The following is an 18,510-nucleotide window of genomic DNA, read 5'->3' as shown; positions in this document are numbered from 1 at the left end:
CCATGGTGCATTTTGTGGGCGCCGGCCCCGGCGCGCCGGACCTCATCACGCAGCGGGGCGCGGCGCTGCTGCGCGCCGCGGACGTCGTGATCTACGCGGGCAGCCTTGTCAACCCGGCGCTGCTGGGCCTGTGCCGGCAGGACTGCTCGGTGTACAACAGCGCGCAGATGACGCTGGAACAGGTGCTGGAGGTGGTGCGCGCCGCCCATGCGGAAAACAGGGACATCGTCCGCCTGCACACGGGAGACCCGTGCCTTTACGGCGCCATCCGGGAGCAGATGGACGCATTGGACGCACTGGGCATTCCCTATGACGATACCCCCGGCGTTTCCAGCTTCTGCGGCGCGGCGGCCGCGGCCTGTGCGGAATACACTTTGCCGGGCGTGAGCCAGACGGTCATCATCACGCGCATGGCCGGGCGCACGCCCGTGCCGGAACGCGAGGGCATCGCGGCGCTTGCCGCCCATGGCGCCACGATGGTGGTGTTTCTTTCGGCGGGCATGCTGGACGGCCTGCAGGCCGCTCTGCTGCAGGGCGCGTACACGCCCGACACCCCGGCGGCGCTGGTATACAAGGCCACCTGGCCCGAGGAAAAGGTGGTGCGCTGCCGTCTGGGCGCGCTGGCACAGGCGGGGCGCGAAAACAATATCTCAAAAACGGCGCTGGTGCTGGTGGGGGATTTCCTCGCGCCGGATTATGAACGCAGCAAGCTGTACGACCCCTCCTTTGCGACGGAATTCCGCGAGGCGAAGCCGTGACCGTGCGGCTGCTGGCGTTCACCCAAAAGGGCATGGAGCTGGCCCGGCGGCTGGCGGCGGAGCTATCCGGCGAGGCCGCGCGCTGCGGCGAAGGCTGCACGCTGGACGCCTGGACAGCCGACGCCTTTGCCAACGCGGACGCGCTTGTCTATGTGGGCGCGGCGGGCATCGCGGTGCGCGCCGTCGCGCCTTATGCCGGGAATAAGGCGTCGGACCCGGCCGTGGTGGCGGTGGACGAATGCGGCCGCTTCGCGGTGCCGCTGCTGAGCGGGCACCTGGGCGGCGCGAACCGTTTGGCCCGGCGCATCGGCGCTGTTTGCGGCGCGCTGCCCGTCATCACCACGGCCACGGACGCAAACGGAGCGTTCGCCGTGGACGAGTGGGCCGTGCGGCAGGGCTGCTGTGTGCTGGATGTGCCGCGCATCAAACGGGTGTCGGCAAAAATACTGGCGGGCGGCATGGCGGTGCTGCGCAGCCCATGGCCCGTTGCGGGCACGCCCCCGGCGGGCGTGGCGGCGGACGGCGGCGCGTTCGATTTTGAATTGACGGTGCACAGCGCCGACGCGGGCGCGCTGCGGCTCGTGCCGCGCATCGCGGTGCTGGGCGTGGGCTGCCGGAGGGGCATTGGGCAGCAGGCGATGGAGGAGGCCTTCGCGGCATTGCTGGCGCAAAGCGGGCTGTGCGCCGAGGCGTTTTATAAGGTGTGCAGCATCGACCTGAAGCGGGACGAGCCGGGCCTGCGCGCGTTCTGCGCGGCCCACGGCTTTGCGTTCGAGACGTTTTCCGCCGCACAGCTTGCGGCGGTGGAGGGCCGCTTTTCGTCGTCCGGCTTTGTGCAGAGCGTGACGGGCGTGGACAACGTGTGCGAGCGCAGCGCGGTGCTGGGCAGCGGCGGGACATTGTATTGCAAAAAACAGGCGGGCGGCGGCGTGACCATGGCGGCGGCCATGGCGCCCTTCGCCCCGGATTGGCGGTGGCAGGATGAATAAGGTATATGTGGTGGGCCTGGGGCCGGGCGGAGAGGAATTTATGACGGCGCAGGCGCGCGCGGCCATGGAACGCGCGGACGTGCTGTGCGGCTACACGGTGTATGTGGATTTGGTGAAGCATCTGTACCCGGGCAAGGAGACATATGTCACGCCCATGACGCGGGAGCTGGAGCGCTGCCGCTGGGCGCTGGAAACGGCGGCGGCCGGGCGCACGGTGGCCATGGTGTGCAGCGGGGACGCGGGCGTGTACGGCATGGCCGGGCCGCTTTTGCAGCTTGCAGGGGAATACGGCGGCGCGGAGGTGGAGGTGGTGCCTGGCGTCACCTCGGCGCTCTCGGGCGCGGCGGTGCTGGGCGCGCCGCTGATGCATGATTTCTGCGTGATCTCCCTGTCGGATCTGCTCACGCCGTGGGAGCAGATCGAGCGTCGGCTGGCCCTTGCGGCGGCGGGGGGTTTTTCCATATGCCTGTACAACCCGTCCTCGAAAAAGCGGGCGGACTATCTGCGCCGCGCCTGCGATATCCTGCTGCGGGAAAAAAGCCCGGACACCGTCTGCGGCTGGGTGCGCAACATCGGCCGGGAGGGCCAGCAGCACCGCCTGCTGACGCTGGCCCGGCTGCGGGACGAGCAGGTGGATATGTTCACCACAGTGTTCATCGGCGCGGGAACGACGCAGGCCGTGGCGGGCCGCATGGTCACGCCGCGGGGCTATGAGGCCAAACGATGAAAGTGCTTGTTTTCGGCGGCACGACGGAGGGCCGTTTGCTGGCACGGGAGCTTTCGGCGCTGGGCGCGCAGGTCACCGTGAGCGTGGCCACCGCGCTGGGAGCGGAGGAGCTTCGGGGCGTTCCGCCGCTGACGGTGTGCGTCGGCCGAAAGGACGCGCGGCAGATGCGTGAAATGCTGCCGGGCTTTGCAGTGTGCGTGGACGCCACGCATCCTTACGCGGCCGAGGCCAGCGGGAACATCCGCGCGGCGTGCCTTGCGGCCGGGGTGCCGTACAGGCGGCTGCTGCGCGGGGCCAGCGCCCTGCCGCCGGACAGCGTTGTTGTGCCCGACGCGCCGGCCGCCGCGCGGTGGCTGGCCGGCACGCAGGGCAATATCCTGCTGGCGACGGGCGCGAAGGAGCTTGCCGCCTTTGCGGGGCTGGACGCGGAGCGGCTGTACCCGCGGGTGCTGCCCACGCACGAGGGGCTTGCGGCCTGCGAGGCGGCGGGCGTGCCCCACGGCAATATCATTGCGCTGCAGGGGCCTTTTACGCGGGAGCTCAACGAGGCGCTGATGCGCCGTTTTGACATCGGGTATCTTGTCACCAAGGACGGCGGCGCACCGGGAGGATTCGGCGAAAAGGCGCAGGCGGCGCGGAATGTGGGCGCGCGGCTCGTGGTGATCCGCCGCCCGGCGGACAGCGGAGAAGCTTACGCGGCGGTTTTGAATGAATGCAGGGAGATGATGGCATGCAGGTGATCCTGGCGGCAATGGGCGGCGGCGCGCCCGGAACGATGACGGCGGAGTGCGCCGGGGCGCTGGCGGCGGCGGAATGCGTCGTCGGCGCGCGGCGGCTACTGGCCGCGCTGCCCGCGGGCTGCACGGCGCGCAGAGTGGAAGCAGCGCGCCCGCAGGAGGTGCTGCAGGCCGTGCTGGAAGCGCGGGGATACGCCTCCCTGTGCGTTGTGGCGTACAGCGGCGACACGGGCTTTTATTCCGGCGCGTGCGGCCTGCTTCCGCTGCTGGCGGAAAACGGCGTTGCGGCGCGGGTGCTGCCGGGTATTTCCAGCGTGCAGCTTTTGGCCGCGCGTCTGAGCCGCCCCTGGCAGGACTGGACGCTCGTCTCCGCCCACGGCGCGGCGTGCGACGCGGCTGCGGCGGTGTGCGGCGGCAGACCGGTGTTTTTCCTCACGGGCGGCACGCTCGGCCCGGCCGCGCTGTGCGCGCAGCTGTGCGAAGCGGGCCTGGGCGGGCTGGCCGTGACGGTGGGGGAGAACCTTTCCTATCCGGACGAGCGTGTGACGCAGGCCACCGCGGCGCAGTGCGCGCAAGGTGCGTTTGCACCGCTGAGCGTGCTGCTGGCCGAGGCCGCGCCCCGCGCGCCGCAGCGCGCGCCGGGCATTGCGGACAGCGCGTTTGCACGCGGGGAGGTGCCGATGACAAAGCAGGAGGTGCGCGCCGCGGCGCTGGGCAAGCTGGCCGTGCGCCCGGGCGACGTCTGCTGGGACGTGGGCGCGGGCACGGGCAGCGTGAGCGTGGAGCTGGCTTTGGCCGCGCACCGCGGCCGCGTGTACGCGGTGGAGTGCGAAGCAGACGCCTACGCGCTCATCCGCCGGAACCGGGAGCGGTTCGGCGCGTGGAATATGACGCCGGTGCAGGGCCGCGCCCCGGAGGCGCTGGCCGGGCTGCCCGCGCCGGATGTTGTTTTCATCGGCGGCACCGGGGGCGGCATGGCCGGCGTGGTGGACGCGGCGCTGGCGCGCAGCCCGTCCGCGCGGATCTGCATTTCCGCAATTGCGCTGGAGACGCTTTCCGCCGCCGCTGCGGCGCTGACGGCCCACGGGCTGGCCGCGCAGGTGACGCAGATCGCCGTCAGCCGCACCCGGCCCGCGGGCGGGCTGCACCTGCTTATGGCGAACAATCCTGTTTTTCTGGTCACGGGGAATTGCGAATGATCGAATGTATGCTGGCCGCGCCGTCCTCCGGCAGCGGCAAAACGGCGCTGGCCTGCGCATTGCTGGCCGCGCTGCAAAAACGGGGGCTCGCGCCGTGCGCGTTCAAGTGCGGGCCCGATTATATCGACCCCATGTTCCACCGTTCGGTGCTTGGCGTGGAGAGCCATAATCTGGACCTGTTCCTCTGCGGGGAGGACGCGGCCCGCACATTGTACGCGCGGCATGCGGCAGGCCACGGCGCGGCGGTGGTGGAGGGCGTGATGGGCTTTTACGACGGCGTGGGCGGCGTGACGGCGCGCGCCAGCGCGTGGCATGTGGCCCGCACGCTGGACCTGCCGGTGCTGCTGGTGCTGCGTCCCCGGGGCGCGAGCCTGACGCTGGCCGCGCAGGTGCGGGGCCTGCTCGCTTTCCGGCAGCCCAGCCATATCGCGGGCATTCTGCTGAACGATTGCTCCGCCATGCTGGCCCAAAGCCTTGCGCCCATGCTGGAGCAGGAGACGGGCGTCCCCGTGCTGGGGTATCTGCCCCACATGCCGGAGGCTGTGTTCGGGAGCCGGCATCTGGGCCTGTACACGGCGGCGGAAATCGACGGCCTTGCGGCGCGCATCGGCGCGCTGGCCGCGCAGCTGGAGCAGAGCGTGGATATGCCGCGCCTGCTGGCGCTGTGCGGGCGGCGCACGGCGGATGGAGCGGGACGGGAGCGCAAGGCCCCGGCGCGAAAGCAGGCGGCGCGCATCGCCGTGGCGCGGGACGAGGCGTTTTGCTTTGCCTATGCCGAAACGCTGGAATCCCTGCGGGACGCGGGCGCGGAGCTTGTATTTTTCAGCCCCGTGCATGACGCGGCGCTGCCCGGGGGAGCGGGTGGGCTGTATCTGCCCGGAGGCTATCCGGAGCTGTACGCCGGGCAGCTTTCGCAAAACGCGGCCATGCGCCGCGCGGTGCGCCGCGCGGTGGAGGCGGGCCTGCCCACGGTGGCGGAATGCGGCGGCTTTTTGTATCTTGGCCAGAGCCTTGAGGGCGAAGACGGCGCGGTGCACCCTATGGCGGGCGCACTGCCCGGCGCGGGCGTGCGGCGGCAGAAGCTTGTTCGCTTCGGCTACGCGCAGCTTACGGCCCGGGCCGACAGCCTGCTGCTGCGCGCGGGCGAAACGGTCCCCGTTCACGAGTTCCACTATTGGGACAGCACGGAAAATGGCGCGGCGTTCAACGCGCAGAAGCCTGCGACGGGCCGCAGCTGGACGTGCGGGTTCGCGGGGCCGGCGCTGTATGCAGCTTTCCCGCACCTGTATTTTGCGGGCAGGCCGCAGCTGGCGGAGCGGTTTGTGCGTGCGGCCGCCGCCTTTCAAAGCGGCCGGTGAAGGGCCTTGTGCTTTTGAGAGGCTGCGGGCCCGGGGCGGCGCCGTGCGCTTGGGAAAGCGCCCCGGGCATTGAAAACAAAATGAAGCTGGAATGCAAAGAAAGAAGCTGGAAGCATGGAACTGCGTGAATTGCTGCAAAACATCACGCCGCCGGACGAGGCGGCGCGGGAACAGGCGCACCGCCGCTGGGCGGCGTGCGCAAAGCCTTTGGGCAGCCTGGGTCTGCTGGAGACGGCGCTGGAGGACATTGCGGCGCTGACGGGCGACGCGCAGGCGCCGCTTTTGCCGCGTGCGGTGCTGGTGCTGTGCGCGGACAACGGCGTGGTCGCCCAGGGCGTTACCCAGACGGACAGCAGCGTGACGGCCGCTGTGACGCGCAACCTGGCTGCGGGGCGCACCTCCGTGTGCCGGATGGCGCAGGCCGCGCAGTGCGCCGTGGTGCCCGTGGACATGGGCGTGCGGGATTTTGCGCCGCAGCCCGGCGTGCTGGCCCGGCGCATCGGCAACGGCACGGGGGATATCACACAGGGGCCTGCCATGACGCGGGCCCAGGCGGAGCAGGCCGTTTTGGCGGGCGCGGAGCTTGTGCGCACGCAGAAGGAAAAGGGCGTGCGTCTGCTGGCCACGGGCGAGATGGGCATCGGCAACACCACCACGGCCAGCGCTGTGGCCAGCGTGCTGCTGGGCCGCGCGCCCGTGGAAATGACGGGCCGCGGCGCGGGTCTTTCGGACGAGGGGCTGCGGCGCAAGGTGGCGGCCATCGAGCGGGCCGTGGCCCTCAGCCGCCCCGACGCGGACGACCCGCTGGACGTTCTGGCAAAGGTGGGCGGCTTTGACATCGCGGGGATGTGCGGCGTGTTTCTGGGCGGCGCGGCCTGCCGTGTGCCTGTGCTGGCGGACGGCTTCATCAGCGCCGTGGCGGCGCTGTGCGCGGTGCGGCTGTGCCCGGCGGCGGCCAAGGCCGTTTTGGCGAGCCATGTCTCGGCCGAGCCCGCGGGCATGCTGCTGCTGGACGCGCTGCGCAAAAAACCGCTCATTACGGCGGGCATGCGCCTGGGCGAGGGCACGGGAGCGGTGGCGGCCATGCCGCTGCTGGACATGGCCCGCGCCGTATATATGGATTGCTACACGTTTGAGGAGGGCGGCATCGAGGCCTATACGCCGCAGGGCGGAGAGGGCTGAACGCCGGAGAGGAAAGGGGCGGATGGGATGTTCACACTGGTCGTGGGCGGCGCGGCGTCCGGCAAAAGCGAATATGCCGAGCAGCTGATCCTGCGGGCGGGCGCTCTGCCTCGCTACTATGTGGCGACGATGGAACCCTTTGGCGCAGAAGCCCGCGCGCGCATTGCGAGGCACCGCGTCCTGCGCGCGCAAAAGCGGTTCGAGACCATTGAATGCCCCGTTGGCCTTTCGCGGGTGCTGCTGCCTGCAAGGGGCGCGGCGCTGCTGGAATGCCTGAGCAATCTGGCCGCAAACGAGCTGTACAGCCCGGCGGGCGCAGGCGGTGAACAGGCGGCGCTGGCCGCTGTTGTGGACGGCGTGGAAAGCCTGCGGCGGCAGTGCGAAGCACTGGTGGTCGTCACGGGCGAGGTGTTCAGCGGCGGCAGCGCCTATGCGGGAGATACCGGTACCTATCTGCGTGTGCTGGCCGCGGCAAACCGGGCGCTTGCCGCCCGGGCGGACGCTGTTTGTGAGGTGGCGTGCGGCCTGCCGCGCTATTATAAAGGAGAGGGGGCCGCGCTGTGACGCTGCTTGAAACGGCCGCCGTGGCGTTTGCCATGTTTTCCGCCGTGCCGGTACCGCAGCCGGTGTGGAACGAAAAAAACATGCGGTACGCGCTGTGCGCCTTTCCGCTGGTGGGGGTTGTGTGCGGCCTTGCCTGGTGGGGCTGGGCGGCTTTGGCGGCGCGGCTTTCATTCCCGCTTTTGCTGCGCGCGGCCGGGCTGTGCCTTGCGCCGGTGCTCGTGACCGGGGGCATCCACCTGGACGGCTACGCCGACACCTGCGATGCGCTGGCAAGCTGCGCCGCGCCGGAAAAAAAGCAGGAGATATTAAAGGACCCGCACTGCGGCGCGTTTGCGGTCATACGCCTGTGTACCTATTTTACGGCCTATCTGGGCCTGTGCGCGGCGGTGGACTGCACGCCCCGGGCTGTGCTGTGCATGGGGCTGGGCTTTGTGCTGGAGCGGGCGCTTTCCGGCTATGCGATCGCGGCGTTCCCTTTGGCAAAAAACACGGGCCTTGCCCATACCTTTGCAACGGGAGCAGACCGCACGGCTGTGCGCCGCGCGCTGCTTGTACTGTGCGCACTGGCCGCCGCAGGCATGGCGGCGGCGGGGGGGATGACGGGCGCCGCCATGGCGCTGGCTGCGGTGCTTGTATTTTTGCGATACCGCGCGGTGGCGCAAAAGCAGTTCGGCGGCATATCGGGCGACCTGGCCGGATGGTTTTTGCAAAAGGCGGAGTTGTGGATGCTGGCCGCGCTGGCAGCGTGCAGCCTGCTTTCGGGGGTGACGGGATGATCTTTATCACAGGCCCGCTGTACAGCGGGAAACGGGAGTATGCCCGGCTGCTGCTGGGCTGTACCCGGGAGGAGCTGGCGCAGCGCGCTGTTTGGGACGTGCAGGAGCTGGCCGCGGGCTGCGGCGACCTTGCCGCGTTGGCGCAGCAGCTTGCCCGGAACGAGGTGGTCATCGCCACCGAGGTGGGCGGCGGCGTCGTGCCGGTGGACAAAAACGAGCGCGCCGCGCGGGAGGCGGCGGGCCGTCTCGGCTGCCTGCTGGCGCAGCGCGCGGACGCCGTGGTGCGCGTGTTCTGCGGTATCCCGGTCTATCTGAAAGGAGCGCCGAACACATGAAAGTTTATCTTTTGCGCCATGGGCAGACGGAATACAATGTGGACAAGCGGTACCAGGGCACGCGGGACATCCCGCTTTCGGAAAAGGGGCGCGCCGCGCTGCGGCGGGCGGACATTGAACCGGACACGGTGTATGTCTCGCCGCTGTGCCGGGCCGTGGACACGGCCCGGGTGCTGTTCCCGGCCGCGCGGCTCGTGCCCGTGCACGACCTGCGGGAGATGTGCTTCGGCATTTTCGAGGGGCGCAATTATGTGGAGATGGAGCGCGACCCCGATTATCTCGCCTGGGTGGGAGACGACTGTATGGGCCGCTGCCCGGGCGGAGAGAGCCGGGCTGAATTTTCCGACAGGACCTGCGCGGCCTTTGCGTCCCTGGTGGACGAAGCGCTGGCGCGGGGCGCGGAAATGCTCGTCGTCATGGCGCACGGCGGCACCCAGATGGCGGTGATGGAGCGGTACGCCTGCCCGCGCCGGGATTATTACACCTGGTGCGCGGGCAACGCGGCCGGCTTTATACTGGATGCAGCGCGCTGGCAGACGCACGGCCTGCTGGACCTTGCGGGCGAAGCGTGTTATGCGGAGGAAGCGTGAGATGGATATTGTGCTGGCCGCGCTGTGCGGCTTTTTGATGGACCTTGCGCTGGGAGACCCGGCCTGGATGCCTCACCCGGTGGTGGGCATGGGGAAATGCATCGCCGCGCTGGAACGCGGGCTGCGCCGCGCTTTTCCCAAAACGCCCCGGGGCGAGCTTGCGGCGGGCGCGGTGCTGGCGGCCTTGCTGCCGCTGGGCACGCTGGGCCTTGCGGCGGGCGCGCTCTGGCTGTGCGGCCTTGCGCACCCGGCGCTGCGCTTTGCGCTGGAGGCCGTGTGGTGCTGGCAGGCGCTGGCCATGCGGGGCTTGCGGGACGAGAGCCGCAATGTGTACCGCGCGCTGACGGGCGGCACGTTGGAGCAGGCGCGCGCCGCCGTGGCCCGCATCGTCGGGCGGGACACCGCCGCCCTTTCCGCCGGAGGCGTGACGAAAGCGGCCGTGGAAACGGTGGCCGAAAACTTTGCCGACGGCGTGGCCGCGCCGATGTTTTACATGCTGCTGGGCGGCGCGCCGCTGGCGCTGTGCTACAAGGCGGTGAACACCATGGACAGCATGGTGGGGTATAAGAATGAGCGGTATCTCTATTTCGGGCGCGCGGCCGCAAAGCTGGACGACGCGGCCAATTATCTGCCCGCCCGCATGGCTGCGCTGCTGCTGGCGGGCGCGGCGGCGCTCACGGGGCAGGACGCGCGCGGCGCGCTGCGCATCTGGCGGCGGGACAGGCGCAGCCATGCCAGCCCCAATTCCGCCCAGACGGAGGCGGTGATGGCCGGAGCGCTGGGCGTGCAGCTGGCCGGCCCGGCCAGCTATTTCGGCAAGCTGTACGAAAAGCCTACGATCGGCGACGCGCTGCGGCCGGTGGAGCCGGGGGACATCCTGCGGGCAAACCGGATGCTGTATGCCGCAGGGACGCTGTGCATGGCGCTGCTGGCCTGCGCGCGCGCTGCGGTGTGCCTGCCGCTGGGGCTGTGACGGAGGGGGGAGAACGCATGGAACTGACGCATGGAGGGGACTGGGCCGGATATGCGGCCCAGTACGGCGGTATGCCGCTGGATTTTTCGGCCAACGTCAGCCCGCTGGGTTTGCCGCAGGGCGTGCGGCAGGCTGTGGCGCGGGCGCTGGACGGAGCGGACCGTTACCCGGACCCGTTGTGCCGGGCACTGCGGAAAAAGCTGTCCGGCACATTGGGCGTGCCGCCGCAGAGCATTTTGTGCGGCAACGGCGCGGCGGACCTGATCTTCCGGCTGGCGCTGGCGGAAAAGCCGAAGCGGGCGCTCGTCACGGCGCCCACCTTTGCCGAATACGAGCAGGCCCTGGTCGTCGCGGGCTGTACGGCGGACCGCTTTTTCCTGCGGGAGGAAGAAGGCTTCGCCGTCACCGAAGCGCTGCTGGAACGCATTGAGCCGGGGCTGGACATACTGTTTTTGTGTGAGCCGAACAACCCCACGGGACGCACCACGCCCCGCGCGCTGCTTTTGCGAATTTTAGAGCGGTGCGCCGCCTGCGGCACACGCCTTGTGGTGGACGAGTGCTTCAACGAATTTCTGGACGATCCTGCCGCGCACACGCTGCTGGGAGAGCTGGAGGGGCATGAAAACCTGCTGCTCTTGCGGGCGTTTACCAAGTGGTATGCGATGGCGGGCGTGCGGCTGGGCTACGCGCTTTGCGCGGACGGCGCGCTGCTGGAGCGCATGCGCGCCGCCGGGCAGCCGTGGGCCGTTTCCGCTCTGGCGCAGGCGGCGGGCGAGGCCGCGCTGGAGGAAACGGATTACAGCGCGGCGCTGCGCGCGCTCGTCGCCGCCGAGCGGCCGCGCCTTTCGGCGGGGCTGGCGGCGCTGGGGTGCCGCGTGATGCCGGGCGAGGCGAATTATCTGCTGTTTTACCACAGCGGCGAACAGCTGGTGCAGCGGCTGCGGGCCCGGGGCGTGCTGCTGCGCGGCTGCGCCAATTATCCGGGCCTGGGGCCGGGGTGGTACCGCGCGGCGGTGCGCACCCATTCGGAAAACAGCGCCTTTTTGCAGGCACTTGGGGAGGTGTTGTAAATGGCGCGCTGCATTATGGTGCAGGGCACGATGTCGGGCGCGGGCAAAAGCCTGCTGGCCACGGCGCTGTGCCGCATTTTCCGGCAGGACGGCCTGCGGGTGGCGCCCTTCAAAAGCCAGAACATGGCGCTGAACAGCTATATCACCCGCGACGGGCTGGAGATGGGCCGGGCGCAGGTGGCACAGGCCGAGGCCGCGGGCCGCGAGCCGGACGTGCGCATGAACCCGGTGCTGCTCAAGCCCAGCAGCGACACCGGCAGCCAGCTGATCGTAAACGGCGAGGTGCGCGGGCAGTACCGCGCGGCGGAATATTTCAAGATGAAAAAAAGCCTGGTGCCGGAGATCCTGCGCGCTTATGAGAGCCTTGCGGCGGAAAACGACGTCATCGTCATCGAGGGCGCGGGCAGCCCGGCGGAGATCAACCTGCGGGACGGCGACATCGTCAATATGGGCCTGGCAGAGCTGGTGAACGCGCCGGTATTGCTTGTGGGGGACATCGACAGGGGCGGCGTGTTCGCGCAGCTTTACGGCACGGTGGCTCTGCTGCAGCCGGAGGAGCGCGCGCGTGTCGTCGGCACGGTCATCAACAAATTCCGCGGCGACGTGGAGCTGCTTCGCCCGGGCCTTGCGATGCTGGAGGAAAAGACGGGCGTGCCCGTGCTGGGCGTCGTGCCTTATACCCGCGCGGACATCGACGACGAGGACAGCCTTGCGCCGTGCCTTGCGCAGACGCAGCAGCGGCGTCCGTTGGACATCGCGGTGGTGCGCCTGCCGCGCATCTCCAATTTTACGGATTTTTCCCCGCTGGAGAGCCACCCCGCGCTGGGCGTGCGGTATGTGGAGCGGGCCGGGCAGCTGGGCGAGCCGGACCTGGTGGTGCTGCCGGGCACAAAAAACACGATGGGAGACCTTGCCTGGATGCGCCAGAACGGCCTGGAGGCCGCGGTAAAGAAGCTGGCGGCCGCGGGCACGCCCGTGCTGGGCGTGTGCGGCGGCTACCAGATGCTGGGAACGGCGCTGGACGACCCGGACGGCGTGGAGCAGGGAGGCCGCATGGACGGCATGGGCCTTTTGCCCTGCGCGACGCGCTTTACCGGGCAGAAGGTGCGCACCCGTGTGCAGGCGTGCGCCGCTGCAGGCCCGTTTGCGGGCGCGCAGCTGGACGGCTACGAGATCCATATGGGCCGCACCGAACGCGGCGGCACGCCGCCGTTCTGCCTGCTTGCGGACGGCACGCCCGAGGGCGCGGCGGCAGGCAATGTGTTCGGCACCTATCTGCACGGCCTGTTTGACACCGGGGAGCTTACGGAAAAGCTGGCCGCCTGGCTGCTGGCGTGCAAGGGGCTTTCGGCAGCGGACGTGCGCGCGGAAAGCCATGCCGCGTATAAGGAGCGTCAGTACGACCTGCTGGCGGACGCGGTGCGCACCGCCGTTGATATAGCTGCGGTGTACCGCGCAATGGACGCCTGCGCGGCCAAGTAAACACAGAGGAGATGCGAGCGTGAACGGAAAACATACCCTGCCCGCGGATATCGAGCGCACCAGCATGGCGATCATTACACAGGAGCTTGCGGCGGCGGGCATTGAGCTGCCGCCGCAGCATGCCGCCGTGGTGAAGCGGGTGATTCATACAACGGCGGATTTTGATTATGCGCAAAGCCTGTGCTTCACGCCCGACGCCGTTGCACGCGGCGTGGCGGCGCTGCGGCAGGGCGTGTCCATTGTAACGGATACCAATATGGCAAAAGCGGGCGTCAGCAAGCCCAGCCTGGCGAAGCTCGGCGGCACGGTGGCATGCTTTATGGCGGACGGGGACGTGGCCCGCGCCGCGCAGGAAAACGGCACCACGCGGGCGGACGCGGCCATGGAAAAGGCCGCGCGGGAATATCCCGGCGCGGTGCTGGCCGTGGGAAACGCGCCTACGGCGCTGCTGCGCCTGGAGGCGCTGATCGCGGACGGGCTGCGGCCGGCGCTGGTCGTGGCGGTGCCCGTGGGCTTTGTGAATGTGGTGGAGAGCAAGGAGCGCATCTTCGCCGCGTGCAGGGCGGCGGACGTTCCGGCCATAGCCGCCATGGGCCGCAAGGGCGGCAGCAATGTGGCCGCGGCCATCTGCAACGCGCTGCTTTACACGGCCGTGGACGCACTGGACCCCGCCCGGCGGGGCTGGCAGGGCTGACAGCAGGCCCGGAATGTGGTATGATATGTCCGCCCGGAAGACGCTGTATGCGCTGTCTGTCCGGCCGCGGGCGCGGATATTTTGAATGGATGGGATGACACGGACATGAAAAAACAGATTTTGAGCTTTACCGCCCTTTTGCTGGCGCTTCTTCTGGCGGGCTGCGCGGCGTCCGCGCCGCAGAGCGGCAGCGCGGCTTCTGCTTCGGCTTCCGCGTCCGGCGCACAGCCGGAAAGCGCGGCGTCCGGCAGCGCGGATGCGCGGGCCGTCACGTTCACCGACGCGCTGGGCCGCACCGTGACGGTGGAAAGCCCAAAGCGCGTGGCGGCGCTCATCGGCAGCTTTGCCGACGTGTGGTGCCTGGCAGGCGGGAAGGACACGCTTGTTGCGGCGGCGGACGACACCTGGACGCAGTTTGAGCTGGGCCTGCCCGAAACGGTGGTGAACCTGGGCGGCGTAAAGGAGCCGAGCGCCGAGGCGCTGCTGGCCGCGCAGCCGGATTTTGTCATCGGCAGCGCAAAGACGGCGGCGGATGTGGACCTGCTGCCCACGCTGGAGCAGGCGGGCATCCCCACGGCATACTTTGAGGTGAGCACCTTTGAGGACTACCTTGCGATGCTGGAGGTCTGCACGCGCGTCACGGGGCGGCCGGAGCTGTATGAGCAATACGGCGAACAGGTGCGCGCGCAGGTGGATGCGGCTGTGGCCCGCGCGGAGGGAAAGGAAGGGCCGTCCGTGCTGTATTTGCGGGCCACGGGCAGCAGCTGCAAGGTGAAGAACAGCGAAAACAGCGTGCTGGGCGAAATGCTGGCCGCGCTGGGCTGTGTGAATATCGCGGACAGCGACGCGTCTCTGTTGGAGGAGCTTTCCATGGAGGCCATCCTCGCGGCGGACCCAGAGAGGATTTTTATCGTGATGCAGGGCAGCGACCAGGAGAAGGTGCGGCAGACGCTGGAGAGCGCCGTGCTTTCCAACCCGGCATGGCAGCAGCTGAGCGCGGTGAAAAACGGCAGGGTCTATTATATGGACCAGCAGCTGTACAACTTGAAGCCGAACGCACGCTGGGGCGAGGCATACGAAAAACTGGCGGAGATCCTGTATGGAGAAGCGTAGCTTTCGCAGCGTGCCTGCGCGCCTTGCGCTGCTGGCGCTGGCCATGCTGGGCGCTGCGCTGCTGAGCCTGTGCCTGGGCGCGGCGGCGGTGTCCCCCAGGGAGATTCTGTCGGTGCTTTCGGGCGGCGGGAAGGGCACGACGGCGGCAAGCATACTTTTGTATGTGCGCCTGCCGCGCACATTGGGGTGCCTGTTGGCCGGCGCGGCGCTGGCGGTGTCCGGCGCGGTCATCCAGACAGTGCTGGCAAACCCGCTGGCCGCGCCCAACATCATCGGCGTCAATTCCGGCGCGGGGCTGGGCGTGGCGCTGTGCTGCGCAGTGCTGCCGACGGCGGCTGCCGCGGTGCCCTTTGCGGCGTTCCTGGGGGCGTTCGCCGGGGTGATGCTGGTGCTTCTGATCTCGGAAAAGGCGGGCGCGTCCCGCATGACGCTGGTGCTGGCGGGCGTGGCCATCTCCGGTATGTTCGGGGCGGGCATCGACGCGGTGCTCACGGTATTCCCGGACTCCCTCATCGGCTATTCGGATTTCCGCATCGGCGGCCTGGCCAACCTGTCCATGGGCAAGGTCGCGCCTGCGGCGTGGGTGATCCTTCTGTGCCTGGGGGCCGCGCTGGCGCTTGCAAACGAGATGGACGTGCTGGCGCTGGGCGCCGACACGGCCCGGAGCCTGGGCCTGCGGGTGCGCGGCGTGCGCGTGGCGCTGCTGGCGCTGGCGGCGGCGCTGGCAGGCGCGGCTGTAAGCTTTGCGGGCCTGCTGGGTTTTGTGGGGCTTGTTGCGCCGCATATGGTGCGGCGGCTGGTGGGCGGTGAAAGCAGGCGCCTGCTGGCGGGCTGCGCGCTGGGCGGCGCGGCGCTGCTCACCGTGTGCGACGTGGCCGCGCGCACGCTGTTCGCGCCGTACGAGCTGCCGGTGGGCGTCGTGCTCTCCCTCGCGGGCGGGCCGTTCTTCCTCTGGCTGCTGTTCCGCAAAGGGAGGGGACATCCATGATCGAGCTGCGTAAAATAAGCGCCGGGTACCGCGGAGAGCCGGTGCTGCGGGACGTGGACCTTGTGTTCCCCGCGGGCTGCGTGACGGTGCTGCTGGGGCCGAACGGCTGCGGCAAAAGCACGCTGCTGAAAACGGCGCTGGGGCTGCTGCCCGCGCTTTCGGGCGAGGTGCTGTACGACGGCGCGCCGCTGTCCGGCATGCCGCCCGAGCAGGTGGCGCGGCGCGCGGCGTATATGGCCCAGAGCCGCAATGTGCCCAGCATCGAGGCGCGGCGCATGGTGCTGCACGGGCGGTTCCCGTACCTGTCGTTCCCGCGGCGCTACCGCAAAAGCGACTATGCGGCCGTGCGGCGCGCGATGGAAAAGGCGGACGCGCTGGAGCTGGCGGACCGTCCGATGCAGGAGCTGAGCGGCGGCCAGCGGCAGAAGGTGTATCTGGCCATGGCGCTGGCCCAGGAGACTCCGGCCGTCTTTATGGACGAGCCTACTACTTTCCTCGACGTGCGCCACCAGATGGATGTGATGCGCACGGCGCGCGGCCTTGCGGACGGGGGAAAGGCCGTCGTGCTGGTGAGCCATGACCTGTGCCAGGCGCTGCGCACCGCCGACCGCGTGGCGCTGCTGGCGGACGGAAGGCTGTGCATGGCGGGCACGCCGGAGCAGGTGTACGCCGGCGGCGCGCTGGACCGGGTGTTCGGCGTGCGGGTGCGGCGCGTGCCCGTGGACGGCGGCTGGCAGTATTTTTGCGAATGAACCGGACAGGCGCGGGCCGGACGGCCGGTATCTCCGCCTGAATTTGTCGTGATGGGAGCGCAGTGTATGGCGTATTTTCCGATGTTTGTGGAGCTGGAGGGGCGGCCCTGCCTGATCGTGGGCGGCGGCGCGGTCGCGCTGCGCAAGGCGCGCAGGCTGCTGCCCTATGGCCCGTGCCTGACGGTGGTTGCGCAGAGCTTTGTGCCAGAGCTGGAAGCACTGGAGGGAGCTGCGCTGTGCCGCCGGGCATTTCGCCCCCGGGACGTGGAGGGACAGGCGCTGGTGGTCGCCGCGACGGGCGACGGCGCGCTGAACCGGGAGATCGCCGCGCTGTGCCGGGCGCGGCGCATCCCTGTGAACGCGGTGGACGACAAGGACAACTGTACCTTCCTGTTCCCGGCGCTGGTGCGGCGCGGGCCGCTTTCCATCGGCATCTCCACAGGCGGGGCCAGCCCCACGGCCGCGGTATATGTAAAGGAAAAAATCGAAGCGGCGCTGCCCGGCGGCGACGGCTGGAACGGGATATTGGAATATCTGGCCGCCCGGCGCGCCCCTGTTCGGGCCTCGGTGCCGGACGAAACCGCCCGGGCGCGGCTGTTCGCGGCGCTGTTCGACGCATGTATGGAAAAGGGAAGGCCGCTGGAGCAGGCCGAATTCGACGCGCTGGCGGCGCGGATGGAAAGAGAGGGGCCGGGGAATGCATAAAAAGGGCTTTGTCTATCTGGTGGGCGCGGGCTGCGGCAGCGCCGACCTCATCACGGTGCGGGGGCTGCGTCTGCTGCAAAGCTGCGACGCGGTGGTTTACGACGACCTCATCGATCCGGCCCTGCTGGCGCAGGCCGCGCACGCGGAGCAGCATCCCGCAGGCAAGCGGTGCGGCAGGCATTCCATGCCGCAAAGCGAGATCAACAGCCTGCTGGTGCGGCTGGGCCAAAGCGGAAAGACCGTCGTGCGCCTGAAGGGCGGCGACCCGTTCGTGTTCGGCCGGGGCGGAGAGGAATTTCTGGCGCTGCAGGCGGCGGGCGTCCCCTGTGAGGAAGTGCCGGGGATTTCTTCGTGCATCGCGGTTCCGGCCGCAGCGGGCATTCCCGTCACACACCGGGGGGCAAGCCGCAGCTTCCATGTCATTACGGGCCACACGGCACAAACGGGCGACACGCTGCCGGAATCTCTGGAGGCGCTGGCGGCGCTGCACGGCACGCTTGTGTTTTTGATGGGGCTGAACAGCCTGGAACAGATCGCCGCGCGGCTGACGGCTGCGGGCAAGCCGCCGGAAACGCCCGCGGCGGTGGTGTCCGGCGGAAATGCACCGCACCCGGCCACGGTGCGCGGCACGCTTGCGGACATTGCCGAAAAGGCGCGCGCAGCCCGGGTGCAGGCGCCCGCCGTCATCGTGGTGGGCGCCGCCGCGGCGCTGGAGCTTTGCGCCCCGGCCGCGCCCGTGCTGCCGCTGGCAGGCGTGCGCGTGGGGCTGGTGGGAACGCCCGCCTTCACAGAACGGCTCGCCCGGCGTTTGGAAGCACTGGGCGCGGCCGCGGTTCCCTGCATGACGGCCCGGGTGCGGCCTTTGCCGCCCCAGCCGGGCTGGGAAAGGCTAGCGGACGGGCGCTCCTGCTGGGTGGTGCTGACGAGCCGCAACGGCGTCGGCTGCTTTTTTGACGCGCTTGCCGCGGCGCGCATCGACGTGCGCCGTCTGCACGCCTGCCGTTTTGCCGCCATCGGCCCGGCTACGGCGGAGGCGCTGGCACAGAGGGGCATCACGGCGGATCTGTGCCCGGAGCAGGCCACAGGCGCGGAACTGGCCCGTGCGCTGTGCGCCGCCGCCGGCCCCGGCGAAGAGATCCTGCTGTTTCGCGCCGCGGAAAGCAGCCCGGAGATGCGCGGCATCCTGACGGCTCAAGGCTTTTCGGTGCGGGAATATACGCTGTACAAAACGGAATATGCCGCGGCATCGCCCAATGCGGAGGCAGACTATCTGGCGTTTGCCAGCGCGGGCGGCGTGCGGGCATGGTTCTCCGCCTGCGGCGCGGCGCCGAAGGGCGCTGTGTGCGTGTGCATCGGCCCGGTGACGGCCCGCGCGCTGGCGCAGCAGACCGGTGCGCCGTTCCTGACGGCGGAGGACATCTCCGCAGAGGGCGTGGCCGAATGCATTCTGCGCGCACACCGGCACAAGAAAGCGCAGGAAGAGTAAAACGCCCCGCCGCACAGGCGGCAGGACAGGAG

The 18,510-nt window shown here is 69.3% G+C and carries 20 protein-coding genes; all 20 read left to right on the top strand.

Going from position 1 to position 18,510, the window contains the following annotated elements; translation table 11 throughout:
• The first annotated feature begins 2 nt into the window (after nucleotides 1–2).
• The 20 genes from cobM to cobA all read left to right on the top strand — a co-directional run bounded on the left by cobM (nucleotide 3) and on the right by cobA (nucleotide 18,478).
• On the top strand, nucleotides 3–758 hold the full coding sequence (cobM, locus tag TQ39_RS09770; protein ID WP_050005403.1) for a precorrin-4 C(11)-methyltransferase: 756 nt from the start codon (nucleotides 3–5) through the stop codon (nucleotides 756–758).
• Nucleotides 755–1,747, top strand: coding sequence for a cobalt-precorrin 5A hydrolase (locus TQ39_RS09765; protein WP_050005402.1), 993 nt, complete (start codon nucleotides 755–757; stop codon nucleotides 1,745–1,747). Before cobM ends, TQ39_RS09765 begins: the two co-directional genes overlap by 4 nt.
• Entirely contained in the window at nucleotides 1,740–2,474 is a 735-nt protein-coding gene (gene cobJ / locus TQ39_RS09760) for a precorrin-3B C(17)-methyltransferase (protein WP_050005401.1), read from the top strand. The genes TQ39_RS09765 and cobJ overlap by 8 nt, the downstream gene beginning before the upstream one ends.
• Complete coding sequence (gene cobK / locus TQ39_RS09755; RefSeq protein ID WP_050005400.1) at nucleotides 2,471–3,214, top strand: precorrin-6A reductase; 744 nt, start codon at nucleotides 2,471–2,473, stop codon at nucleotides 3,212–3,214. The genes cobJ and cobK overlap by 4 nt, the downstream gene beginning before the upstream one ends.
• Entirely contained in the window at nucleotides 3,205–4,410 is a 1,206-nt protein-coding gene (locus TQ39_RS09750; RefSeq protein ID WP_050005399.1) for a bifunctional cobalt-precorrin-7 (C(5))-methyltransferase/cobalt-precorrin-6B (C(15))-methyltransferase, read from the top strand. Before cobK ends, TQ39_RS09750 begins: the two co-directional genes overlap by 10 nt.
• On the top strand, nucleotides 4,407–5,768 hold the full coding sequence (locus tag TQ39_RS09745; protein ID WP_050005398.1) for a cobyrinic acid a,c-diamide synthase CobB: 1,362 nt from the start codon (nucleotides 4,407–4,409) through the stop codon (nucleotides 5,766–5,768). The genes TQ39_RS09750 and TQ39_RS09745 overlap by 4 nt, the downstream gene beginning before the upstream one ends.
• Nucleotides 5,769–5,882: 114 nt before the next feature.
• Entirely contained in the window at nucleotides 5,883–6,950 is a 1,068-nt protein-coding gene (gene cobT, locus TQ39_RS09740; RefSeq protein WP_050005397.1) for a nicotinate-nucleotide--dimethylbenzimidazole phosphoribosyltransferase, read from the top strand.
• 27 nt (nucleotides 6,951–6,977) lie between these two features.
• The gene (locus TQ39_RS09735) at nucleotides 6,978–7,514 is read left to right on the top strand and encodes a bifunctional adenosylcobinamide kinase/adenosylcobinamide-phosphate guanylyltransferase (protein ID WP_050005396.1); all 537 of its coding nucleotides are present in this window, start codon (nucleotides 6,978–6,980) and stop codon (nucleotides 7,512–7,514) included.
• Nucleotides 7,511–8,290, top strand: coding sequence for an adenosylcobinamide-GDP ribazoletransferase (locus TQ39_RS09730; RefSeq protein WP_009322536.1), 780 nt, complete (start codon nucleotides 7,511–7,513; stop codon nucleotides 8,288–8,290). The genes TQ39_RS09735 and TQ39_RS09730 overlap by 4 nt, the downstream gene beginning before the upstream one ends.
• Nucleotides 8,287–8,625, top strand: coding sequence for a bifunctional adenosylcobinamide kinase/adenosylcobinamide-phosphate guanylyltransferase (locus TQ39_RS09725; protein WP_009322537.1), 339 nt, complete (start codon nucleotides 8,287–8,289; stop codon nucleotides 8,623–8,625). Before TQ39_RS09730 ends, TQ39_RS09725 begins: the two co-directional genes overlap by 4 nt.
• Nucleotides 8,622–9,215: a histidine phosphatase family protein gene (locus TQ39_RS09720; RefSeq protein ID WP_009322538.1), complete on the top strand. Its 594-nt coding sequence runs from the start codon at nucleotides 8,622–8,624 to the stop codon at nucleotides 9,213–9,215. Before TQ39_RS09725 ends, TQ39_RS09720 begins: the two co-directional genes overlap by 4 nt.
• Before the next feature lies 1 nt (nucleotide 9,216).
• The gene (cbiB, locus tag TQ39_RS09715) at nucleotides 9,217–10,188 is read left to right on the top strand and encodes an adenosylcobinamide-phosphate synthase CbiB (RefSeq protein ID WP_050005395.1); all 972 of its coding nucleotides are present in this window, start codon (nucleotides 9,217–9,219) and stop codon (nucleotides 10,186–10,188) included.
• A gap of 17 nt (nucleotides 10,189–10,205) precedes the next feature.
• A complete protein-coding gene (locus TQ39_RS09710) occupies nucleotides 10,206–11,258 on the top strand; it encodes a pyridoxal phosphate-dependent aminotransferase (protein ID WP_050005394.1) in 1,053 nt (350 codons plus the stop codon).
• Nucleotides 11,259–12,740 (top strand): cobyric acid synthase, encoded by a 1,482-nt coding sequence (locus tag TQ39_RS09705; RefSeq protein WP_050005393.1) that lies wholly within the window; start codon nucleotides 11,259–11,261, stop codon nucleotides 12,738–12,740.
• Between the two features lie 19 nt (nucleotides 12,741–12,759).
• Nucleotides 12,760–13,434 carry a precorrin-8X methylmutase gene (locus TQ39_RS09700; protein WP_082052194.1) on the top strand — a complete coding sequence of 225 codons (675 nt, stop codon included), beginning with the start codon at nucleotides 12,760–12,762 and terminating at the stop codon, nucleotides 13,432–13,434.
• Between the two features lie 105 nt (nucleotides 13,435–13,539).
• On the top strand, nucleotides 13,540–14,547 hold the full coding sequence (locus TQ39_RS09695) for an ABC transporter substrate-binding protein (RefSeq protein ID WP_009322544.1): 1,008 nt from the start codon (nucleotides 13,540–13,542) through the stop codon (nucleotides 14,545–14,547).
• Entirely contained in the window at nucleotides 14,534–15,535 is a 1,002-nt protein-coding gene (locus TQ39_RS09690) for a FecCD family ABC transporter permease (protein WP_050005392.1), read from the top strand. The genes TQ39_RS09695 and TQ39_RS09690 overlap by 14 nt, the downstream gene beginning before the upstream one ends.
• Nucleotides 15,532–16,287: an ABC transporter ATP-binding protein gene (locus tag TQ39_RS09685; protein ID WP_009322547.1), complete on the top strand. Its 756-nt coding sequence runs from the start codon at nucleotides 15,532–15,534 to the stop codon at nucleotides 16,285–16,287. Before TQ39_RS09690 ends, TQ39_RS09685 begins: the two co-directional genes overlap by 4 nt.
• Nucleotides 16,288–16,353: 66 nt before the next feature.
• Nucleotides 16,354–16,992 carry a precorrin-2 dehydrogenase/sirohydrochlorin ferrochelatase family protein gene (locus TQ39_RS21650; protein ID WP_050005391.1) on the top strand — a complete coding sequence of 213 codons (639 nt, stop codon included), beginning with the start codon at nucleotides 16,354–16,356 and terminating at the stop codon, nucleotides 16,990–16,992.
• Entirely contained in the window at nucleotides 16,985–18,478 is a 1,494-nt protein-coding gene (gene cobA, locus TQ39_RS21645; protein ID WP_050005390.1) for a uroporphyrinogen-III C-methyltransferase, read from the top strand. The genes TQ39_RS21650 and cobA overlap by 8 nt, the downstream gene beginning before the upstream one ends.
• Nucleotides 18,479–18,510: the final 32 nt, after the last annotated feature.

This window comes from Ruthenibacterium lactatiformans, assembly GCF_000949455.1.
Classification (GTDB): domain Bacteria; phylum Bacillota; class Clostridia; order Oscillospirales; family Ruminococcaceae; genus Ruthenibacterium; species Ruthenibacterium lactatiformans.
The sequence above is the reverse complement of the archived record's forward strand: the minus strand, read 5'-3'. Positions and strand labels throughout refer to the sequence as shown.